Source organism: Martelella alba (assembly GCF_005217455.1).
In the GTDB taxonomy this organism is placed as follows: domain Bacteria; phylum Pseudomonadota; class Gammaproteobacteria; order Enterobacterales; family Enterobacteriaceae; genus Acerihabitans.
The window spans coordinates 25,691-46,371 of sequence record NZ_SZPQ01000030.1 but is presented as its reverse complement, the minus strand read 5'-3'; the positions used below and the strand labels follow the sequence as shown (position 1 = coordinate 46,371).

18 protein-coding genes are annotated in these 20,681 nt (G+C 55.9%); 5 read left to right on the top strand and 13 right to left on the bottom strand.

From position 1 onward, the window contains the following. Positions 1-12 precede the first annotated feature (12 nt). Positions 13-438, bottom strand: a complete 426-nt coding sequence (locus FCN80_RS18475) for a DUF4150 domain-containing protein (protein ID WP_230492774.1) — start codon at positions 436-438, stop codon at positions 13-15. Positions 439-733: 295 nt separating this feature from the next. Here FCN80_RS18475 and FCN80_RS18470 point away from each other — a divergent pair, with 295 nt between their 5' ends. Further along, the gene (locus tag FCN80_RS18470; RefSeq protein ID WP_136991642.1) at positions 734-1,531 is read left to right on the top strand and encodes a DsbA family protein; all 798 of its coding nucleotides are present in this window, start codon (positions 734-736) and stop codon (positions 1,529-1,531) included. 63 nt (positions 1,532-1,594) lie between these two features. Here FCN80_RS18470 and FCN80_RS18465 read toward each other — a convergent pair whose 3' ends face one another. From FCN80_RS18465 to FCN80_RS18440, 6 genes are all read right to left on the bottom strand, one after another. Continuing rightward, positions 1,595-2,551 (bottom strand): isoaspartyl peptidase/L-asparaginase family protein, encoded by a 957-nt coding sequence (locus FCN80_RS18465; RefSeq protein ID WP_136991641.1) that lies wholly within the window; start codon positions 2,549-2,551, stop codon positions 1,595-1,597. A 73-nt stretch (positions 2,552-2,624) separates the two neighbouring features. Next, complete coding sequence (locus FCN80_RS18460) at positions 2,625-3,611, bottom strand: ABC transporter ATP-binding protein (RefSeq protein ID WP_136991640.1); 987 nt, start codon at positions 3,609-3,611, stop codon at positions 2,625-2,627. Beyond that, positions 3,608-4,606: an ABC transporter ATP-binding protein gene (locus tag FCN80_RS18455; RefSeq protein WP_230492773.1), complete on the bottom strand. Its 999-nt coding sequence runs from the start codon at positions 4,604-4,606 to the stop codon at positions 3,608-3,610. Before FCN80_RS18455 ends, FCN80_RS18460 begins: the two co-directional genes overlap by 4 nt. A 1-nt stretch (position 4,607) precedes the next feature. Beyond that, entirely contained in the window at positions 4,608-5,453 is an 846-nt protein-coding gene (locus FCN80_RS18450; RefSeq protein ID WP_136991639.1) for an ABC transporter permease, read from the bottom strand. After that, on the bottom strand, positions 5,446-6,387 hold the full coding sequence (locus FCN80_RS18445; RefSeq protein WP_136991638.1) for an ABC transporter permease: 942 nt from the start codon (positions 6,385-6,387) through the stop codon (positions 5,446-5,448). Before FCN80_RS18445 ends, FCN80_RS18450 begins: the two co-directional genes overlap by 8 nt. 83 nt (positions 6,388-6,470) lie before the next feature. Next, entirely contained in the window at positions 6,471-8,063 is a 1,593-nt protein-coding gene (locus FCN80_RS18440; protein ID WP_136991637.1) for an ABC transporter substrate-binding protein, read from the bottom strand. A gap of 227 nt (positions 8,064-8,290) precedes the next feature. On the opposite strand from FCN80_RS18440, the gene FCN80_RS18435 reads away from it, so the two are divergent. Both FCN80_RS18435 and FCN80_RS18430 read left to right on the top strand, forming a co-directional pair. Further along, complete coding sequence (locus FCN80_RS18435; RefSeq protein ID WP_136991636.1) at positions 8,291-9,247, top strand: GntR family transcriptional regulator; 957 nt, start codon at positions 8,291-8,293, stop codon at positions 9,245-9,247. A gap of 28 nt (positions 9,248-9,275) precedes the next feature. Continuing rightward, entirely contained in the window at positions 9,276-9,971 is a 696-nt protein-coding gene (locus FCN80_RS18430) for a creatininase family protein (protein ID WP_136991635.1), read from the top strand. Positions 9,972-10,003: 32 nt separating this feature from the next. Here FCN80_RS18430 and FCN80_RS18425 read toward each other — a convergent pair whose 3' ends face one another. The 4 genes from FCN80_RS18425 to FCN80_RS18410 form a co-directional block, all read right to left on the bottom strand. Continuing rightward, the gene (locus FCN80_RS18425) at positions 10,004-10,699 is read right to left on the bottom strand and encodes an oligogalacturonate-specific porin KdgM family protein (protein WP_136991634.1); all 696 of its coding nucleotides are present in this window, start codon (positions 10,697-10,699) and stop codon (positions 10,004-10,006) included. Between the two features lie 316 nt (positions 10,700-11,015). Further along, positions 11,016-12,299, bottom strand: a complete 1,284-nt coding sequence (locus FCN80_RS18420) for an oligosaccharide MFS transporter (protein WP_136991633.1) — start codon at positions 12,297-12,299, stop codon at positions 11,016-11,018. 56 nt (positions 12,300-12,355) lie between these two features. Next, a complete protein-coding gene (locus FCN80_RS18415) occupies positions 12,356-14,188 on the bottom strand; it encodes a DUF2264 domain-containing protein (protein WP_136991632.1) in 1,833 nt (610 codons plus the stop codon). A 286-nt stretch (positions 14,189-14,474) separates the two neighbouring features. Next, the gene (locus FCN80_RS18410; protein ID WP_136991631.1) at positions 14,475-15,338 is read right to left on the bottom strand and encodes a helix-turn-helix domain-containing protein; all 864 of its coding nucleotides are present in this window, start codon (positions 15,336-15,338) and stop codon (positions 14,475-14,477) included. Between the two features lie 241 nt (positions 15,339-15,579). Between FCN80_RS18410 and FCN80_RS18405 the strand changes: the two genes are divergently transcribed. Both FCN80_RS18405 and FCN80_RS18400 read left to right on the top strand, forming a co-directional pair. Continuing rightward, the gene (locus FCN80_RS18405) at positions 15,580-16,770 is read left to right on the top strand and encodes a glycoside hydrolase family 88 protein (protein ID WP_136991630.1); all 1,191 of its coding nucleotides are present in this window, start codon (positions 15,580-15,582) and stop codon (positions 16,768-16,770) included. 218 nt (positions 16,771-16,988) lie between these two features. After that, complete coding sequence (locus FCN80_RS18400) at positions 16,989-17,999, top strand: LacI family DNA-binding transcriptional regulator (protein ID WP_136991629.1); 1,011 nt, start codon at positions 16,989-16,991, stop codon at positions 17,997-17,999. A gap of 85 nt (positions 18,000-18,084) precedes the next feature. Here FCN80_RS18400 and FCN80_RS18395 read toward each other — a convergent pair whose 3' ends face one another. Together FCN80_RS18395 and FCN80_RS18390 are read right to left on the bottom strand one after the other, a co-directional pair. Further along, positions 18,085-19,599, bottom strand: a complete 1,515-nt coding sequence (locus FCN80_RS18395; RefSeq protein WP_136991628.1) for an FAD-dependent oxidoreductase — start codon at positions 19,597-19,599, stop codon at positions 18,085-18,087. 11 nt (positions 19,600-19,610) lie between these two features. Beyond that, positions 19,611-20,528 (bottom strand): dihydrodipicolinate synthase family protein, encoded by a 918-nt coding sequence (locus FCN80_RS18390; protein ID WP_136991627.1) that lies wholly within the window; start codon positions 20,526-20,528, stop codon positions 19,611-19,613. Positions 20,529-20,681: the final 153 nt, after the last annotated feature.

The following is a 20,681-nucleotide window of genomic DNA, read 5'->3' as shown; positions in this document are numbered from 1 at the left end:
CGCCATCGCCGATCAGAGGCCGAGCAACATGACTTTGCATTGGCTGGGAATGAGGCGCATGCCAACCGCGTTAGTGCCGTTTTGCAATGTCAGGCTGGTCAGCCGGGTGGCGGGAGAACCCTTGATCAAGGTGGTGAAGGCGCCGGTGAGATGGCGCGAAGCGCCCATCACCGTGCCGGAGACCACGCCCAAATTCACGCCGGCGTTGTCCCCGACGCTGGACCAGATGCGCGTGGCCATATTGTGGGCCGGCAGACCGGCAAACAGCACTTTGCAGGTGTGGGGCGTGGCGGTAAAGCCCAGGGCCATGTTCGGATAAGGCACCGGAACGGGCATCGGCATCGGCGTTAAACAAACGTCCGGGAAAGCCAGGTCCAGCCCGAACAATTGGCAATTGGCAAACACGATAAATTCTCTTTCCTGCGCATAGGGGGTCAAAATGTCTGTCCGCTAACTTACCTGCAAACATTGCCGAACCCAATAAGGTAACCACCTGATTTTCCGTGAGGGTTATCCGCGTTCGTCAACCGAAGCGCCGGCGGGCGCAATGCCGGTTACGTCGGGAAAAACCGCGGGCAGTGAATGGCGTAAGACCGTCGAAGGGACTTTTTGACATTGTCACGCGGCATCCGTTGCGAACCGCGGTTGAACCGTATAGGGTTATACCGGTCATCTTCAGGTTGACGCTCTGGCGGCTCCCGCTTCCGCCCCGGTCGCATGCAAAGGAATTATAATGACACGTAAATTGAGATATGCCGTTTTAGCCACCGTTCTTTCCTTTACCAGCCAGGCCGGACTGGCTGATACGCCGGCACAGGCGCCGTTTACGCCGGCACAGCAGGAAGCGATAGGCAAAATCGCCGCCGATTATTTGCTGGCGCATCCGGAAATCCTGGTGCAGGTCAGCCAGAAACTACAGGAACAGCAGGCCCAGGAACAGGCCGGCGCCCTGCTGAAAGGCGTGCTGGACAATCAGGCCGCCCTGCTTGGCGATAAGGATACCCCGACGGTCGGCCCCGAACAGGCCAAGGTGGCGGTGATTGAATTTTTTGATTATCAATGCATCTATTGCAGTCACATGGCGCCCATTATGGAATCGGTCATGAAGGCCAATAGCGATGTGAAATTCATTTTCAAGGAATGGCCTATTTTCGGCGGCCGCTGGCAGCCCTCCATCACCGCCGCCGAAACCGGGCTGAATGTCTGGAAGACCCAGGGGCCGAAAGCCTATCTGGCCTATCACAACGGTATTTACAAAACCGGCCATAACGAAGGCAAACTGACTGACGCGGATATCAACGGCGTGCTCAAGCAACTGCATGTGCCGCCCGCCGCCGAAGCGGTCTTGCAAAAAAACGACGCCGTACTCAGTAAGATTAATCAGTTGGCGCAACAGATCGGTTTTAGCGGCACGCCCGGTTTTGTGATTATGCCCACCAGCGGCGCCGACAAGGATAATGTCACCGTCTTCGCCGGCGCGGTGGATCAGCAGGACTTGCAGGACGCCATTAAAAAAGCGGGCGGGAAATAGCCCCCTCTGTTTTGGTCCCCGTCGCTGCTCCGCCGGTTTTTCAGAGCCGGCGGTAACGGTTGTCTAGGCGCCGGGCTCGAAGGTAAACAGATCCGAATGGCTGGCCACCGTCCCCCTGCCGTCGGCGGTGATCCAGCCGCGATACATGCCGGATGTGTTATAGGGCGCGGCGATAACGCCATCGGCATCAATGGCCACCAGACCGGCCCCCACGTTTTGTTCGCGCAGGTCGCCATGGATGATCCTACCGGCGGCGGCATCCAGCGTTTCCCCCAATAGCGCCATTCTGGCGGAAATGTCATGCGCCACCGCGTAACGAATGAAATATTCGCCCTGGCCGGTAGCCGAAATAGCGCATACGCCATTTTTCGCCCAGGTCCCCGCCCCGATCAGCGGGGAATCCCCCACCCGGCCCACCGGTTTATTGGTGTAGCCGCCGGTGGACGTCGCCGCCGCCAGGTCTCCCCGGCAGTCCAGCGCCACCGCGCCCACCGTGCCGTGCTTGTCCGCCTCACGGGCCGCCCGGAACGTTCCGGCCTGCTGATGGGCTTTCATTCGTTGCAGGTTGCCGCGCTGGCGCGCCGTGGTGAAAAAAGTATTTTCCACGATGGCCAGGCCCTGATCACGGGCGAATTGATCGGCCCCGGCGCCGGTCAGCAAGACCGCGTCGCCCGCATCCAGCAGCCGGCGCGCGGCCAATATCGGATTGCGTATATGGCGCGCGGCGCAAACGGCGCCCGCGGCCTGATCGCCGCCGCGCATGATGGCCGCGTCCAGCTCATGTTCTCCGGCGGTATTCAGCGCCGCGCCGTAGCCGGCATTAAACCAGGCCGCATTTTCCATTACTTCCACCGCGGCCTGGACGGCGTCCAACGCGCCGCCATCGCCGCGCAATATCCGCCAGCCGGCGCGCAGCGCTTCAACAAGGGCCGCCCGTGCGGCCCGCCAGTCATCCTCGCTCATACCTTCCACCGGCATCACGCCGCAACCGCCGTGTATCGCCAGCGCTACTTTTGACATAATGTTCCTCAATGCATAATCAGTGAACGCCGCGCCCGTCGGCGGCGCCGTTATTCCGGCTTATGGCCGGATTTCAGACCAGGTGGCAGGCCACCCAGCGGTTATCCGTCACTTGCCTCAATACCGGATGTTGTTGTCGGCACATCTCCGTCGCCATGGGGCAGCGGGTATGGAAACGGCAGCCGGCGGGCGGATCCAGGGGACTTGGCAGCTCACCCGTCAGGCTCGCCCGCGCCGGACGCCGATCGGGATCCAGGCTGGGCGCCGCGGCCAACAAGGCCTTGGTATAAGGATGCAGCGGTTTGTGGAACAGGGCTTCGGTTTCCGCCGATTCCACCACTTCGCCGAGGTACATGACCGCCACGCGATGGCAGATATGCCGAACCAGCCGCAATTCATGCGCCACGAACAATACCGAAAGGTGCAATCGTTCCTGCAATTCCAGCAGCAAATTGACCACTTGCGCCTGTACCGAAACGTCCAGCGCGGAAACCAATTCGTCAGCCACCAGCACGGACGGTTCCACCGCCAGCGCCCGACAAATGCCGATACGCTGGCGCTGGCCGCCGGAAAATTCGTGGGGATATTTATCCGCCGCATCCGCCGGCAGGCGCACCATGTCGATAAGGCGCTCGATACGACCCGCGATGTCCTCCTTGGCACAGATACGGTGAACCCGCAAGGCTTCGGCCAGGATCTGCCGTACCGTCATGCGCGGGTTGAGCGAACCAAACGGATCCTGAAAAATCATCTGCACCTGCCGATTGAATTCCCGGCGGGCCTTGCCCCGCAAACCGGCGATATCGGTGTTTTTAAAACGGATATGCCCCTCGCTGGTCTGGTTCAACCCCACCAGGGCGCGGGCCAGGGTGGACTTACCGCAACCGGATTCCCCCACCACGCCCAGCGTTTCCCCCCGCCGCAGCGAAAGGCGGACCCCGTTGAGGGCTTGCACGGCGCGCGCCGGCCGGCGGCGCAGGCGTTCGGCCAGCGTGCGTTTGACCGGGAAAGTCACGTAGGCATCCTCCACGCTAATCACCCAGGGCGGTAATTCCGTCATGACGCGCTCCTTAGTTCATCGGCATGATGGCACGCCACCAGCGTGCCGGGAATGCGCGCCCGTAGAACCGGCTCCTCGCGCAAGCAGCGCTCAGAACGAAAACCGCAGCGCGGATGGAAAGGACAGCCCGACGGCATGGCGTTCAGGGCGGGCGGCGTTCCCTCCACCGCCGCCAGCGGCTCGCGGTTTCGGCCCGTCTGAGGAATGGCCGCCAGCAAACTACGGGTGTAAGGATGTTGCGGATGGCGTAATAACTGCCGCACCGGGCCGCTCTCCACCAGTTCCCCGGCATACATGACCGCCACGCGATCACATAACTGCGCCACCACCGCCAGGTCATGGGTGACGAAAATCATGCTCATTCCGCTTTCATCCCGAAGCCGCAGTAACAACGTGAGAATTTGCTGCTGGATAGTCACATCCAGCGCCGTGGTGGGTTCATCGGCCAATAATAAGCGCGGCCCGGCGGCCAGCGCGGTGGCGATCATGACCCGCTGGCGCATACCGCCGGAGAATTGATGGGGATAATCATTCAAGCGGCCGGCGGCGGCCGGAATTCCTACCCGTTCCAGCAAAGCGATGGTTTCGTCCCGTCGCTGGCGTTTATTCATTTGGCGGTGCGCGCGCAGGCTTTCGTCGATTTGCCGGCCGACCGTCAGTACCGGATTCAAGGCGGTCATCGGTTCCTGAAATATCATTGCCATCTCGCGTCCGCGCAAATGCCTAAGCCGCGGCTCGCCGGCGCCGATCAGCTCCTCGCCGCGCCAGCGCACCGAGCCGGAATAGTCGACGCCGCGCGGCAACAATTGCATGATCGAACGCAAGGTGACGCTTTTACCCGAACCGGATTCCCCCACCAGTCCCAGGATCTCCCCTTGCCGCAACGTCAGCGAGAGCCGACGCACGACCGCGGTCATACCGCCGCCCATGCGCAGACGCGTTGTCAACCCGTCCAGGGCCAATAGCGGCGTAGCCGCGCCATTATCGTCAGTCATCTTAATCCCGTCCCGGTTTCATCAAGGCGGCCAGCAGATCGCCCGTCAAACTGAATCCTAACCCGGTCAGAACAATGGCCGTGCCGGGGAATACCGTTATCCACCACGCGGTATCCATGTAATTTTTGCCGGAGGCGATAAGCACCCCCCACTCCGCCGTCGGCGGTTGCGCCCCCAGGCCCAGATAACCCAGACTGGAACCCAGCAAAATAGCCAGCGCCATATCGGTCATCCAATAGACCAGGGTAACGGTGGCGACATTGGGTAGCAGATGCCGGAAAATAATGCGCAGATCGCTATAACCCATCACTTTGCCCGCCGCCACGTAATCCAGTTTTTTCTGGATGCCGACTTCCGCTGAAATCAGCCGGGCATAGAATACCCAGTAGATGATGCCCACGGCGATGTACATACTGCCCAGCCCGGGACTGAGTATGGCCACGATGGCTATTACCAGCACCAGCAGCGGGAAAGTGATTACCGCGTCCACCAGCCGTTGGAACAGTACCTCGGCGATACCGCCGTAATACCCCACCAGCAGGCCCACCAGCGTACCGAACAACATGGGAAACAACGTGGTAAAGACAGCGATTTGCATATCCACCCGCCAGGCGTAAATCACCCGCGAGAGCATGTCCCGGCCGAAATTATCGGTACCGAACCAGTGCGCCGCCGAGGGCGGATGCAAAATGGCGCGATAATCGAAGGCCAGCGGATCATAGGGCGCCAGCCATTGAGGGAACAGGGCGATAAACAGGCTCGCCAGCAGAATGGCCGCCCCCAGCCAGCCTGTGGCGGGCAGCGTCGGCAACCGGCGCCGGCGTCCGGCCATAAGCATCTCAGTCATGCGTCCTCCGGGGGTCTATCAGCGCCTGCACGATATCGGCCAGTAAAAAAATCAGCGACACCAGTACCGCCAGCACGATAACCAATCCCTGTACCATCGGATAGTCCCGGCTGAGGATGCTGTCCACCATCAGGCGGCAGATGCCCGGCACCGCGAATACCGTTTCGGTAATCACCGCGCTACCGATGATGGTACCGATATTCAGCGCGAACAGATTTAGCATGGGGATCAGCGAATTCCGCATCACATGACGGAACAGCACGATATGGCCGGGCAGTCCCTTGGCCCGGGCGAAGGCCACGTATTCGGCGTCCAGTAACGCCAGTATCGACTGGCGAAGGCTGCCCATCAGCACGGCCGCCAGACTCAGGGCCAGCGTCATTGCGGGCAGGAACAGGTGCCAGAGGCGATCGTGCCAGTTATCGCCGTAACCGCCCACCGGGAACCAGTGCAACCGCGTGGCGAACAAGGTCAGCAATAATAGACCGATATAAAACGACGGCATGGACAACGTGATTTGGAAACCGCCGCGGATGACGACGTCCACCGGCGAGTTACGCCGCAAAGCGGAAACAAACGCCAACGGAATGGCCATAATGAGTGAAAAAAGCGCCGCCAGCCCGGTCAACGTCAGGCTGACGGGCAAGCGCTCCATGATGACTTGGGTTACCGGTTGGCGTAAAAAAAACGAGGTGCCCAATTGGCCGGTCAACACCTGACGGACGAATAAAATAAACTGTTCGGGCAAGGACCGGTCCACCCCTAACTGGGCGTTGATACGCGCCACGTCGGCATCCATGCTGCGATCGCCCAGCATGGCGCTGGCGGGGTCGCCCGGCAACAGTCGCACCAGGACAAAGGTCACCACCAAAATCACCAGCAGCGTCGGGATGATCATCAGTAGCCGCTTTAGCAGCCAGGAAAACTCGGGCACGCCAAATCTCCTTGTCTCTTATCTTGACGGCGATGTTCCGCCGTCATCCGGAACTGGGCGGCGGATAGGCGCCGCCAACCCGATTAATGCTTAGCCAGCCAGGTTTTGGTGAAAACATTATTGCCCAGCGGAATCTGCACGAAGCCATGCACCGTGGTTTTCAACGCCACCGGGTAGGAGCTTTCATACAGCGGAATCACCGGTCCCTGCTGATTATAGATGGCCTGAATCTGCCGATAGTCATCCAGACGTTTGGCGCTGTCTTTTTCCTGTTGCGACGCTTCAAACAGCGCATCCGCCTTGTCGCTATGCCAGCCGGAGTGCAGGGCGCCGATATTTTTGGAATACACGAAGTAAGAGGTGACTTCGTTGGGATCGGCGATATCGTCGGTCCAGACACCCAGGCGAATGGCGAAATCGCCGGCGCGATAACGGGCGGTGCGCGTGGCGTTATCCACCTGATCGATGGCGAGTTTCACGCCCACCTGCGACCACATTTGCTGCAAGGCGGTGGCGATGCTGATTTCGTCTTCATTGCCCGACAGTATCATAATGCGGGTGCTGAAACCGTCCGCATAGCCGGCCGCTTTTAGCAGCGCTTTCGCTTTGGCGATATCCACCGGAAACAGCGGCTTGTCGCCATAGTGGCCCGGCGTGGCGCTGGAGATATAAGACGTCATTGGCGTACCCAGGCCGAAAGTCACCAATTGGATAATGCCGTTTTTATCGGTGGCGTAGTCCAACGCCTGGCGAACCCGCACGTCGGCCAGGGGATTTTTAGCGCCTTGATATTCCGGGCGCACGTTAACGCTGGCGTATTCGGTACGGGTGGATGGGAACAGCTTCATCGCGATACCCGGCTGGGATTTCAACTCGCCCACCCGTGAATAAGGAATAAACTCCGCGCCGTCCAGTTCACCGGATTTCAGCTTAAGAATCCGGGTGGCGTCGTCGGGGATAATGTCGAAGCGGATACCGTCAAGATAGGGCAATGCTTTGCCGTCGGCGCCCTTTTGCCAGTAATAGGGGTTTCTCACCAGGCTCATGCTGCCATTGCGCTGCCAGCTTTTCAGCACGAAGGGACCGGAACCCACCGGGTGCTCAGCGAACTTTTCCGCCTTTTCTTCGTCGGTTTTACCGGGTTCGGCTTCGAAGCGTTTCTCCGGCATGATGGCGGTATTGAAGACCGTCAGCGCGCTTAAAATAGCGGGATCAACGTGCTTAAGATGAATCACCACGGTATGCGGGCCAGAGACGGTGACGTTGGCGATGGAATCCACCATAAACTGCCATTCGCCGTTGCCAGGCTTGCTGGCGCGTTCCAGCGACCATTTGACGTCCTCGGGGGTAATGGGGCTGCCGTCGGAAAAACGCAGGTTATCACGCAGGGTCATGGTCAACGAAAGATTATCGGCCGACATGGACCAATGGCTGGCGAGGCCGGGCACAACCCCCTTGCCGTCATCGGTGGGCAGCAGTAAGGTATCGTAGAGATTCGAGAGGATCCAGATATTATTGTTGCCTTCCATCATAACCGGATCCAGATAGTTGCTGTCGGCATAGCGGCCGTAAACCAGGGTGCCGCCCCGTTGCGGCGCGTCGGCCGCCCACGCCGGACTTGCGCCGATCATTGCGCCTAATAGCGCCGCCAACACGACATGTTTTTTCGCCATCATTGCCCGCCCCTCATCGAATTATGTTAAAAGTATGCTGTGTAACCGTTCTAGTTCGTTAGAACGATAATGACGGCCGCTTAATTCTATTGTCAATATTTATCTCATTCATCATCACTAAATCCTATCACTGAACCTGATCCAGCAGCATTTCTTATGAATTCAAGTGATTTTCATTTGACTAAAAATGCATTATTGTAATAGTAGACCAATACAGATGGTGGACTAATATGGAATTTCGTATTGATCGCAGCCTGGCGATCCCCCTGGGTATCCAGTTGCGCGGGTTGATTGAATACGGCATTACTTTCGGCGCGCTAGAACCTGGGGATCGCCTGCCTTCGGTGCGGGATATGGCCGCCAGGGTGGATGTCGCGCCCATGACGGTGGCGCAGGTCTACCGGGAATTACAGGAAGCGAATCTGATCTACAGCAAGCCCGGCGCGGGCAATTACATCGCCGATGCCAGCGCCGCCCTAGGGCAGAGCAGCCGTTATTCCCTGATAGAGCAGGCCGATGCCCTGATTCGCCAGGGACTGGCGTTGGGCGTATCGGCCGGTGAATTGACCGCCTTGCTTCAGACACGATTGCGGGCGCTGACCGATGAAAAGCGCCCGGCGCGGATTGTGATGGTGGGCAATTTTCTGCCGCCCACCCAGGATTATGCCCGGCAAATCGGCGAAGGACTGGCGCCGGACGTTCAGGCCGAGGTCGAAGCCGCGACGGTCAACGGTTTGCGTGAGGATGAAACACTGCGCCGGCGTTGCGCCGCCGCCGATCTGGTGCTGACGTTCGCCCATCGCCGACGGGAGGTGACCGAACTGTTGCCGACATCCACCGTGGTGGCCATTCGTTTTATTCCGTCGGCGGAGACCCGGCAGGCGCTGGCGTCCATTGATCCGCTGGCGCAGGTGGCGGTGGTTTCCATTTTTCCGGAATTTACGCCGCTGATGGAAGCGGGCGTGGGCCGTTTCGCCTCCCATGTGGCGTCGGTGACCGTATTGAATCAGGGCGCTCCCCAGCTTGACGCCTGCCTGCGCCGCGCGGACGTATTGGTCTACGCGACCGGCGCCCAGGCGCTGGCCGCCCGTATCGGCGCGCACGCCTCCGCCTTCGAGTATCGCCACGTGCCTGACGCCGGCGATATCCAGCATATCGTTAAACCCCTTTTGATCAAGGCCCTCTAACTTTGTTTGCGCAACTCGGACGACGTTTATGAAAATCAGCGAAATGAACTGGCAGCAACTGGAAGAACATCTCACGCGGGATGATCGGGCGATCGTGCCGTTGGGCAGTACTGAGCAACACGCCGGTCTGAGCCTGTCGGTGGACAGCATCCTGGCGGAACGGGTCTCTTTGGCGGCGGCCGAACCCACCGGCGTGCCGGTTTTTCCCGTCGTGCCGTTCGGTATGACCCCCGCGTTCACCCGCTATCCCGGCACCATTCACCTGCGGGTCGATACCTATCGCCGTCTGCTGATGGATATTCTCGACAGTCTCAAACGCCAGGGTTTTCGGCGGGTCCTGCTCGTCAACGGCCATGGCGGCAATTCACCGGCGCAAAATATTGCCGGCGAATGGCTAATGGACAATCCGGACATGTGCGTACAGTTGCATAACTGGTGGTGCGCGCCCAAAACCTGGCAAAAAGTCATGGAGATCGACCCGGTCGCTTCCCATGCCTCCTGGATGGAAAATTTCCCTTGGACCCGGCTGCCGGGCGTGACGCCGCCGGCGACGCAAAAAGCCATGGTCGATCTGGTCCATTTGCGCAAGCTGGCGCCGCCCGCGGCCCGGGCCTATCTCGGCGACGGCAATTACGGCGGTTTTTACCAGCGTCCGGACGAAGACATGCAGGCCATCTGGCAGGTCGCGGTCGCGGAAACACGTGAACTCATTGAGCGACTGTAGCGAGGGCCGCCGCCCGACCGGGCGGCCGGCAACTAGAAATAATAGCGCACACCGGTACGGAAGCGGTATTGCTCGCGGTGATAGGCAATGGTTCTGTCTAGCCACGATGCTTCGATATAAGGCTTCCAATGCGAATTGATGCTATAGATAAGTTTATTGTTTAACTCCCAGCTGTAGCTTCTGCCGTTATTGGCATGAAAATCATTGATGTGGATATAGTAGTCCGGCTCGAAGGTATAGGCCCACTTATCATTGATTTTGACATTCCAGTACATAACGAACTGGTGGGTGCTGTCGTCATTGTAATGGCCGTTATTGTCTATAATTTCATAATTTTTATGATTATAGCGATAGCGCGCCGTGACATTGAAATCCGGGGTGAATTTATAATTAAAATCAACATAAGGAGAAACTGTCGAGCCACGGCTGTTATCAGTGAGAATTAAGGCGGGCAGTATTGTGAACTGTGGGGTAACGCGAAACAACGGATACCAGCTTTCCAGTTCATTATAGCTGTGTTTAAATTGATTCCATTTATTCGTTGAATAAGCATTTGTCAGCATAATACCAGCGCCATTGGCGAAACCATAACCGCCACGCATCATGAATTCATGTTGGCGGGTTCCGGTATTATAAGCTTCACGTCCCTCGATCCATGGCCCGGCGGCAAGACTATTGAGCGAGACACAAACCAGTCCCAATAACGTTATCGAATAAACATTCTTCATTTTCATCCTCAGAAGTCAATTTAGATATCCCAGATAATTCAAGTTGCTCCCCGATGGCCAGCCCGCGATAAATTCATCGGCGACACCAACCCGGCCAACAAAACGGCAACATGGACTATGACGAATTAAAATTAATCTTGCATGCTGAAATAATATATACCATGAATACGTTGAGTTTCATCGCGGCAACGATGCGCGCAAAGCCTGCCAAGCGGCAACACGAATAACAACGAATCTATTGAGTAATAGAACGCATCCCTCCTATTTGATTAGAATATCCTGCCGATAACTGGCCGTGATTGGCCCTGGCAATGGCCTATTTGACAATAGGCCTATCTTCCCCAAAATGATGGGTGGCATCGTCGGCGACAATTGGCTGATTTTTACTGCGGCAAGAGGCAAGCGTGAAAACCGATACCAGAGTGAAAAATAGCGCGATGCCGCCCATGATAATATAGGTATGTTCGAAACCTATTCGATCATAAAGATACCCGGCGGGAGACGAGATGACGATGGAGCCAATATAAATCATCGCTTGATAGCCCAGCAGATACATAGTTGAATTCACTTTCTTGCTGAAATGTTCGGCAATATACTTGAACACCGAAACCAGCAACAGCGATTGTTCAAGACCGTATAACGGTTTGATGATTGAGATAATTAAATGGCTTTCACACAGGCCTGAGGCAATTAAACGGCCGCCCACCAGAACCCCCACCAGCAATAACCCTTTTTTGGCGCCTATTCGATTGACGATGAAGGGGATTACCATATACATGAGAAATTCCAGGCCGGACTGCACCGTGCTTAAGTAACCGTACACCGCGTTGCCCTGCGCCCTGGTACTGAAAAAAGTCACGAAAAAACGCGAAAATTGCTGTTCGGCAATAAACATCATCCAGGCGATACCGGCCACATACAGGCAGAATGCCCAGAATTTGCCGTTTTTCAGTAGATCGATAACATCGCTGAACACGATTTTTTCTTTGGCGAGCACTTGTCCGGCCTGCGCCGTGGAGGTATCCACTTTTAAACTCAGTAATACCACCAGCATAACCAGGGAAGCGAGACTGCCCAATACAAAATTATAAGCCGGAGAAATATTGAAAAGCACACCGGAAAACGAGGCGGCCACGGCCCAGCCCAGCGAGCCCCACATCCGTACCTGGCCGAATTCCAGACCGTTGATGCGACTATAACGATCGGCATAGGATTCGCAGGCGGCGACCCCGGCATACCAGGCAAAGCTCAAATAGATGGCGCCGACGACAATGCCGGCCATAAGATGACTGAGCAATAACGGCTGATAAACATAAATGAAAAAGGGCGCCATTAAAGCCGACATGATGACGATAAAATAAAGCAAGCCTTTGTTCATGCCTATTTTATCCATAATAAAACCGTAGATAGGCTTCATCATTACCGCAAAGATACCGTTAACGGCAAATACAGTACCTATCACCGAGCCATTCAAACCCGATTTTTCCCCCAGCCAGATTGCCAGAAGACCCACGCTGGCCGACCAAGTGAAAAAATAAAGAAATATAATGGCACTCATTTTATAGTAGCTTACTTTATTTTCAGCTGTAATTGTTTTCATCATCGCCTCGTTGTCTTAAGAGACTGCATATTCTTGCCCATCGATACCGTATCGCGTCACGAAAACGCGATATGCTTTTCTTTACCGCCCTGTTTCAACGTTATGGCGTCATCCAAAAGCGTAAGCTCGGGCATTTCAGGAATGGCCGTATCGGCGTGGATCGTTGCCGCCACCCCACAGCAGAGCCAATGTGTCCCCGGCGCCAGTTTCTTTTTCAGAACAGGTATGACGGCTTGTTCGGCGAACATGATGTTGCTGTTCGGCGGGGTAACCACCCTATCCGCCCGGCGATCGGCGGCCGGGTCCAGGCTGGCTATCAGGCTGGTCCCGTTGCGGGCGTCAATCCGGCATACGCCGTCCTCAAGCCTGGTGCGGGTTGTTTTTTCCTGGATCACGGCGAATCCGCCTTCCAGGCTGTCCAATTCCCGGGCGGTTGTAATCCGGTGCACCCGAATATGCCCCCCATCCCAGGGAATAAGCCAGGTGGAGACATGCGCGTCCCGCCAAGGGGACCAGCGGGAAAAAATGGCGTCTTCCCGGGTGATCACTTGCTCGCACTCCCTGCGGCCCCGGTAATATCCGTCGCTTTCCGCCAGCAGCAGCATGGAATCACAGGCCGCATGGGCGCAGCCGTAACGGCCGCGCTCAATAGTAAATCCCAGATGGCTTGAGTAGGCGAATTTGGTATATTTGGCTTCGGTGTTAACGTAATTATTCAGTTCAAGCTGACCGGAAGTCAGCATATAGACGTGCGCCGAGCCTTCTTCGTGTACGAGGATCTGGTCGGCTTCCTTTATCACGCGCTGGTGATTTAAAACAGGCAACGGCGCCTCATCCGCTTGCCAGAACGGATCGTCTTCCGGCAGCGCCAAGATTAAAAAAAGTTTGAACGCCCAATAGGGGGAGCCGGGCGAATTATAGTCCTCCGCCATAATAAGATTGGGATAGGCATAGCCTAGGGTCAGCAGCCCGTTCCGATCAAAGATAGGTTGGTTAAGCCACCAGCGGAAATGGCGGAAAATAATGCCCTTGATTTGCCCCGGGGTGAAGACATCCAGGCCGGCAAACGCCGCCGCGCTCCAGAAAGCGGCTTGCGCAAAACGGTAAGTCAGGCTGCGGCCGAAAGGCACCGCCGGCCCCTCGGCGGAAAACTGGTAGACAAAATCTTCGGCAAAACGCGTTGCCCGGTCGAGCAATGTTTTCGCACGCTCGGCATCGCTGTCTTTCATCAGCGTCGCATAAATCAGACCATAATAATGAAAAGCCATGGAAATATAGTAATCCTTCGGCCGGCCCGGGCCGTCGGAATACCAGCCATTACCCAGATAATAGGCCTCCATTTTTGCGAAGCAGTGTTCTATAACTGCGCGATCCCAAGGCAAGCCGGCCTGCTTGAATCCCAGTTGGACCATAATAGCGAAATAGTTCCAATTGCTGTCCGGCATTTCCGCGTTACTGATTTGGTTCAGCCATGTGTGCAGATGCGTTTTCTCTTGGTCGGTCAATACATCGGTAAACCGATTTTTAAGTAATGCCAATCCCAAGCCATAAACGGCCATTTCCACTAAACGTTGATCATAAGGTCCGGTTTCTCCCCAATAGGCTTGATGGGCCGGATCCGTGCCATGACGAATGGCATTGAGATACTTCTGCCAATAGGGTGATTTCTCACCGGAGGCCAGTAACGGAAATAATCCCCAGAGAATGCGGGAAAGCCCCTCCATTTCCGCGACTTTTTTTTCATAATGGGCACAGGTGGCGCCGAAAATAATCCCGCTGTCGCCGTTGGGGAAAATCGCATCCACCGAAGCCAGCATGGCATTTAAGCAGTTTACCCATTGTTGCCGATGGGACAAATCACTGCTTTGCTTAAAATAATGTGAATACATATCGCGCCTCCGCGTCGTATACAACTTGCCAATCTTTGATAAGAAACTAAAAATTAGGCTCTTTTGTTTATTGCGTCACCACGGGTTCTATTAATTTCTGTGCATAGATAAAACGAAAGCTTTAGTGAATTTTGTTAGCGGGTTCTCATTTTTTCGCAAGGTCGGTTCATAAAACGGTAAACAGCGCGATCAAGGACAATGGTTTATAAAATTCATGAAAAAAACTCAAAAATATTGTCCTGGCCAGAAGGGCGTGCCAGAAAGCCTTAAAGGGATTTTGGGTGGGTTATTCCGCCAGGGTTGACGGGGCGGTTTTGCGGTATTGCAGGGGAGTCTTGCCCATCCTTTTTTTGAATGAGCTGATAAAGTAGGTGGTATCGGAAAAGCCTGAAGCCGCCGCGATATCGGCGATACTCTGCCCGCTGTCGCGCAAGAGTTCGCAGGCCCGCCTGATGCGCCGGGTCAACAGATATTCATGGATAGGCTCGCCGGTCTCCAGCCGAAAGCGGCGCGAGACGTAACTGCGCGACATGCCCAAATGCCCCGCCAGGGAATCCAGGGTGAATTTGTCGCTGTAATTATCCTCGACCCACTGCATGACATTGGTGGACAGACAACTGTCCTGCAAGTCGCTGTTCTCGCTTTTTTCCGGCAGAAAAGTCATCAGTTGAATCAACAGACAGGCGATATCTTCAACATTGCCGCCGTCAAAATTCAAGAGGGTGTTGTATTTTTCAAAAATGGCGTCTATCACCGGGTGGTACGCCGAGATGTCATAAACCTCCGCCCGATTTTCCCGTTGGCTCAGCCGTTTGAGCCGCGCCTGGCAGCGGGGAAACCCCCTTAGGGCGTTGATGATGGCGATGTTGTCCAAATGAATGATGGTACGCCGGTATACCTCGCCCTGACCTTCAGCCACCATGATTTTGTGCAGTTTGAACGGCGGGAATACGAACAGCCGGCCAGGTCTCATGGTATATTGCTGATTATTCACGACAACAATGCCATACCCTTCCTCGACGTAAAGAATTTCCAGGCATTGATGCCAATGATGATAGCGCACGGAATTGGCGTGCAGCCGGCTAAACGAGACCGCGCGCTCATGAAGCGACACCAATTCCAGGGATTCTACCGTATCGATTGCGTCCATAAGACAATAAAGTTAAATTTTTTTGCCATAAATTTAATTTTAAACCATTGTTTCATATTTTTTCAAATGTATTTCCCAATATCAAAAAATTATGTGATGTAGATAACATTATCATTGGTCAGAATATTTTTATCCTCAAGACCGAAAACACCGACGGGGTTGAACGACGGTATCATGATGTCGAGGGAATTAAACAATCTATGAATCACGTCCTCCCCCAGAATGACGCTAAGGGAAACACATGCTGAATGATGTCTGCAAAGAACCATTGAATCCGCTTCACTTACCCCTTGTCGATCGTTATACCTTTGGCCAAGACGTGCTTTCGGCCAGACAAGACGTTATCGATAAAATCCATTGTAATCTTTCAGCTTTCGGTGAATATTTCCCGGCGGAAACCTGCGTGAAAGGGATTTATCCTTTGACCGATAACGTGGAATGGACCACCAGCTTCTGGACCGGCCAGCTTTGGCTGGCGTGGGAAATCACCGGACAGGCGGAATATCGTCAGGCGGCGGAAAAACAGGTGCGTTCCTTCGGCGAGCGTATCGCGGCGCGTCGTGACACCGATACCCATGATTTGGGTTTTCTCTACACGCTGTCTTGCGTAAGCGCCTGGCGCCTGACCGGGAATCGCCAGGCCCGGGGATTCGCGTTGCTGGCGGCGGAGGCATTATTGGAACGTTATCATGCCAAAGCGCGGATTATCCAGGCATGGGGCGATTTACAGGATTGCCGCCAAGCCGGCAGAATGATTATCGACTGCAATTTAAACCTGCCCCTGCTGTATTGGGCCAGCCAGCAAACGGGCGATAGCCGTTTCGCCGACGCGGCGCGGGCGCATGTCGGCCAGGCGGCCCGATTTCTGGTCAGGCCCGATGCCTCCACCTGGCACACCTTTTATATGGATGTGGCAACCGGGGAACCGCGTTTCGGCGATACCCAGCAGGGCTATGCCGACGATTCCTGCTGGTCTCGCGGCCAGGCGTGGGGGATTTACGGTTTCCTGTTGAGTTATCTCTACACCGGCGATCGGCGTCTGGTGGCGTTATCCCAACGGCTGGCCAATTACTTTCTCAACCGGTTACCCGACGATCAGGTGTGCTATTGGGACCTGGCGCTCTCGGGCAACGGCGTGCTACGCGACAGTTCGGCGGCGGCCATTGCTGTTTGCGGCCTTCTGGAATTGGTGAAACATTTGCCGGTCACCGACCCTGATCGCGCCACGTACCAGGAACGGGCGTTACAGATGATGCAGTCGTTGATACGGTTTTACCGGGTACGGCCCGGCTCCCCGGAGCAGGGGCTACTGAAACACGCCGTCTATCACCTGGCCGGCGGCAAAGGCGTCGATGAATGCTGCTCCTGGGGAGATTATTTCTATGTCGAGGCTCTAACGCGCCTGACCCAAAGCTGGTCCCTCTACTGGTAGCCCTGACACGGCTAACGGAGGTAAACAGGGATAAGAAGGCCCGCATTTTGTTGGCGGACGGCGCCGGCCGCGCGCCAAGCCAAGCATATCTTTTGCCGGCATTGGCGGGAATCGTCGTTGTTTAGCCCCGGTTTCACCTGAGGGGCGCGTTTCCTGCTGCGCCGACGCAGCTATAACGGTATACTGCGTTGGTGTCCTCTTTACCCAAGCATGCGAATATGGCGAAAAGCGTAGAGCAGATTGCAACGGAGCTGGGTCTTTCCATCACCACCGTCAGGTTGGTGCTAAACGGCAAAGCCGATCAATACCGGATTAGCGCGCGCACACAGGAAAAGATCAACGATTATGTCGCCAAGCACGGCTACTCGCTGAACTACACCGCGCGCAGCCTGAAGTTAAATAAAACCGATACACTGGGATTAATCATTCCCCGATTGTCCAATTCGTTTTTTTCAAATCTGGCGGAAAAACTGGAGTTGCGCTGCCGCGAGGAAGGGTATCATCTGATCATTAGCAGCAGCTACAGCGATGAGGATCGGGAAAAAAAACTGGTTGATTCCATGCTGCAACGGAACATCGATGGTCTGTTCATGGCGCCTTCTTCCGTCGGGGCGCAAAAACACGCCGTTGCGCGCTCGAAACGTCCCGTGGTGATCCTTGACCGGGACTTCGGCCTGGAAGATTGTCCCCTGGTGGTGAGCGATAACCAGAACGGCAGCGCCGAATTGACCCGCGCCATGCTGTCCTGGCATTCGGAACCGATCGTGTTTCTCGCCGGCGACGTTCAGCAGCCCAGTATCCGGGAGCGTTTGCAGGGCTACCGGCACGTTATGGCGGCGCACGGCCTTGCGGTGCAGCCGCAATGGATCCTGGAAAGCCCGCATAACCGCCGCATGGACGGCGAACAGATGATGAACGATTATCTTGCCGGACATAACGCGCCGCCGCAGGCGTTCATCGCCTCCTCCCTGCCGGTGCTGGAGGGCGCGCTCAGTCAGTTGCGCTCGATTCGCGGCTACATCGCCCGCGATATCAATATCGGCACCTTTGACGAGCATCCCATGCTGAACTTCCTGTCCAATAACATCTGGTCGGTCAGACAGGATGAAACGGTTTGGGCGAATCAGGCGTTCGATACGCTGTTGCGCCTGCTACAGGGGGAGAAGGACGGCGCAAGGCGACATGTCATCCCCATGGCGCTGATCTGGCGGCAGCGTTCCGAACATTGAGCCGGCGACGGCGATGGGAAACCCGCCGGGATTCGCCCCTCGACGGCCGATAAAGCCCGGGGGCTTGGGTCATGGCCAGGCCCGGTCAGTCCTTGAACTTTTCCAGCAGATCGGCGCGGGTGATGAATTTATCGCGCCCGGCAATGTAATCCTGCACGCATTTCCTGGCATGCGCCCGCTCCCGGGCGGTTTTCTCTTCGTCGCGCCAGAGGGACGCGCCGAACGCCGAAAGCTGACTCTGCACCGTTTTCACATCGATTTCACGCGGCTGCACGCCCTGAACGGCGCACAATCCCGCCACCACGCCTGACGCCTGGCCGATACCCATGATCCCGCCCTGGGTCCGGTAGGATCCGTGCGCCTGGCTGGTGCCGGAAATACAGCGGCCGCTCAGCACCACGCCATCGATATTAGCCGGAACCAGGCAACGCAAGGGGATATCATAGGTGTCCTTCAAATCGGTCCAACTGCCGCCCTGCCCATCTTTCCGATAGCCTTCCGCGCCGGTGGGATTATGGATATCAATGGGGAAATAGCCGCGCGACACGACATCATCGAATTTGCGCCCCTCGGCGACGTCCTCGCCGGTCAGCGTATAAAGCCCGACAATGTGCCGCGATTCGCGCGAGCCGACTTCGTTGCTGGTATCGTTCACCCAGGCTTTTTCAAAGCCCGGCACATACTTGATCATAAATTCCGAGACGGATTCCAGCTGTCGGCGACCGTCCAGTTCAGCGATTGAGCGCTCTTCCGAATTGGACAGATCATAGCCATGCACGCGCGTAGCGTTGAAATGTATCGTGCCGGGGTGAACGCTGTTGAGCACGATGATGCTGTCGCGCCCGAATTTCAATTCGCCGGCGTCGACCGCTTTTTTCACCAGTTTCTTGAAACCCTGCGCCACGAAGTAATGCTGCTTGAGGCGCTCGTCATAAGGACGTAACGGCACGCAATCGGATTTGAATTCGAAGTCGTCGGGGTTCTCGTAGATATAGTTATAGACCTTTTCCACATCCACATCCGCCATCTCGAACATGGCGGAACCGGGTTGGGCCTTATGCGTGTCCTTATCGCCGTAGACATATTCGGCGCCGGCCTTGACGGCCACATCGCCATCGCCGGAACAATCGATAATGACTTTACAACCGAACGTATAGTCCTTGTCTTTGGCGGCGATAGTCAATCCGGTTACCTTATTGCCGTCTTTTTTGATTTCCCTGACGACGACATGAAAGAACATGTCGACTCCGGCTTCGATCATCATTTCCTGGGCGACATATTTATACTTTTCCCGGTCGTAAAAACCAAGCGAAGCGCCGCTGCCATACGGATCGAGGGTTTTCAGATGACCGGTGCTGCCGCCGGCGGCCACCAGGCGATCCATGAATTCCTGGGGGATGCCGTTAATCACCTGTTCATCGCCAAAGTGAAAAGGGGAAATGGGGCCAATGAGCGAATTCGTGGCGGTGCCCCCCAGAAAGCCCAGCCGCTCGACCAGTAAAGTGCCGGCGCCGGTTCTGGCGGAAGCCAGGGCGGCCATAACGCCGGCCGGGCCGCCGCCGACCACGATGACGTCATATTCAGGTTTGAATCTCTTCATTTGTCTACTCCTTAATAAAACTGCTTTTCTAGTTTTTTTGTGAGGGCGGAAATGTAGCGTACCTCTTGTTTATAGGTATCGGTCAGACCGTGTTCATCCTGCTGACGGCTGGCGGTGCCCATCGGCAATTTAATGACATCCGACAGATAATATTTGGCATTAACCGGATAATATTGCCGTTCAATCAGCGACATGATGGACAGTTCCGCCGCCAGTTCGTCCGCTTTGGCATCCTGGTAATGTTCACATAGCCAGACATACAGTCGGGGATGGAAATTGGCCATCACCCCGCTGTAACCCGCGGCCCCCATTCTGAGCGAGGCCAGTAGCGTGGTGGCGTTGGCGTTGTAAATCTTTATCTGGCTGTTTTTGGTTTGCTCTATCCGCCGCTGCAACATTTTGGCGTCACAGCACGTATCTTTGATAAAATAGAATTTCCCGGTGGATAGGCAGAAATCAATCACTTTTTCTGATAATAATCGTTTATAAGGGTAGGGGCATTCATATAGCCCGAGCGCGGTATGCGGATCGAGATTATCCAGCAATGCCCGGCAATGATTTATCCATTGTTCATCGCTTTCATTTTCTTTGGCCAATCTGTTGGTGATGAGGATTAGCGCCTCGGCGCCGGTTTGTTCCATGGTCCGCAATTCGTTTATCTGGTCGTCGATAGTATCGGATATATGGCCGGACGCGATAACCGGCACACGCCCCCGGCTGGCCGTTTTCACCGCTTCGGCGACCTTGGCGCATTCCGCCGGCGAAAGAAAAAACTGCTCGCTGGATTGACAAACCGCAAATAGCCCGGCCACGCCTTGGTCGATATACCATTCCACCAATCGCGCCAATCCCGCGTAATCGACCTCGCCACTGTGTTTAAAAGGGGTCAGCATCACCGGCCATACCCCGTCCGGGAACCACTTACTCATACCCTGCTCCTGTCTGTAGCCATTACCATGATGGATGTGAAACGCCGCGACGCAAAATAAAGGCGCCGGGATACCCGACCGAACGTCGGCCGCGCCGCGGCCATCGCGCCAATACCGCGATCCGCTTTATCCCTAAAGTAAGATGATTCGACG

Excerpts from the sequence above, each read along its gene's own strand:
- FCN80_RS18425 (WP_136991634.1), bottom strand. The coding sequence starts at position 10,699 with ATGAAGAATGTTTATTCGATAACGTTATTGGGACTGGTTTGTGTCTCG.
- FCN80_RS18465 (WP_136991641.1), bottom strand. The coding sequence starts at position 2,551 with ATGTCAAAAGTAGCGCTGGCGATACACGGCGGTTGCGGCGTGATGCCG.
- FCN80_RS18405 (WP_136991630.1), top strand. The coding sequence starts at position 15,580 with ATGCTGAATGATGTCTGCAAAGAACCATTGAATCCGCTTCACTTACCC.
- FCN80_RS18470 (WP_136991642.1), top strand. The coding sequence starts at position 734 with ATGACACGTAAATTGAGATATGCCGTTTTAGCCACCGTTCTTTCCTTT.
- FCN80_RS18430 (WP_136991635.1), top strand. The coding sequence starts at position 9,276 with ATGAAAATCAGCGAAATGAACTGGCAGCAACTGGAAGAACATCTCACG.
- FCN80_RS18395 (WP_136991628.1), bottom strand. The coding sequence starts at position 19,599 with ATGAAGAGATTCAAACCTGAATATGACGTCATCGTGGTCGGCGGCGGC.
- FCN80_RS18390 (WP_136991627.1), bottom strand. The coding sequence starts at position 20,528 with ATGAGTAAGTGGTTCCCGGACGGGGTATGGCCGGTGATGCTGACCCCT.
- FCN80_RS18435 (WP_136991636.1), top strand. The coding sequence starts at position 8,291 with ATGGAATTTCGTATTGATCGCAGCCTGGCGATCCCCCTGGGTATCCAG.
- FCN80_RS18460 (WP_136991640.1), bottom strand. The coding sequence starts at position 3,611 with ATGACGGAATTACCGCCCTGGGTGATTAGCGTGGAGGATGCCTACGTG.
- FCN80_RS18400 (WP_136991629.1), top strand. The coding sequence starts at position 16,989 with ATGGCGAAAAGCGTAGAGCAGATTGCAACGGAGCTGGGTCTTTCCATC.
- FCN80_RS18410 (WP_136991631.1), bottom strand. The coding sequence starts at position 15,338 with ATGGACGCAATCGATACGGTAGAATCCCTGGAATTGGTGTCGCTTCAT.
- FCN80_RS18415 (WP_136991632.1), bottom strand. The coding sequence starts at position 14,188 with ATGTATTCACATTATTTTAAGCAAAGCAGTGATTTGTCCCATCGGCAA.
- FCN80_RS18420 (WP_136991633.1), bottom strand. The coding sequence starts at position 12,299 with ATGAAAACAATTACAGCTGAAAATAAAGTAAGCTACTATAAAATGAGT.
- FCN80_RS18440 (WP_136991637.1), bottom strand. The coding sequence starts at position 8,063 with ATGATGGCGAAAAAACATGTCGTGTTGGCGGCGCTATTAGGCGCAATG.
- FCN80_RS18450 (WP_136991639.1), bottom strand. The coding sequence starts at position 5,453 with ATGACTGAGATGCTTATGGCCGGACGCCGGCGCCGGTTGCCGACGCTG.
- FCN80_RS18455 (WP_230492773.1), bottom strand. The coding sequence starts at position 4,606 with ATGACTGACGATAATGGCGCGGCTACGCCGCTATTGGCCCTGGACGGG.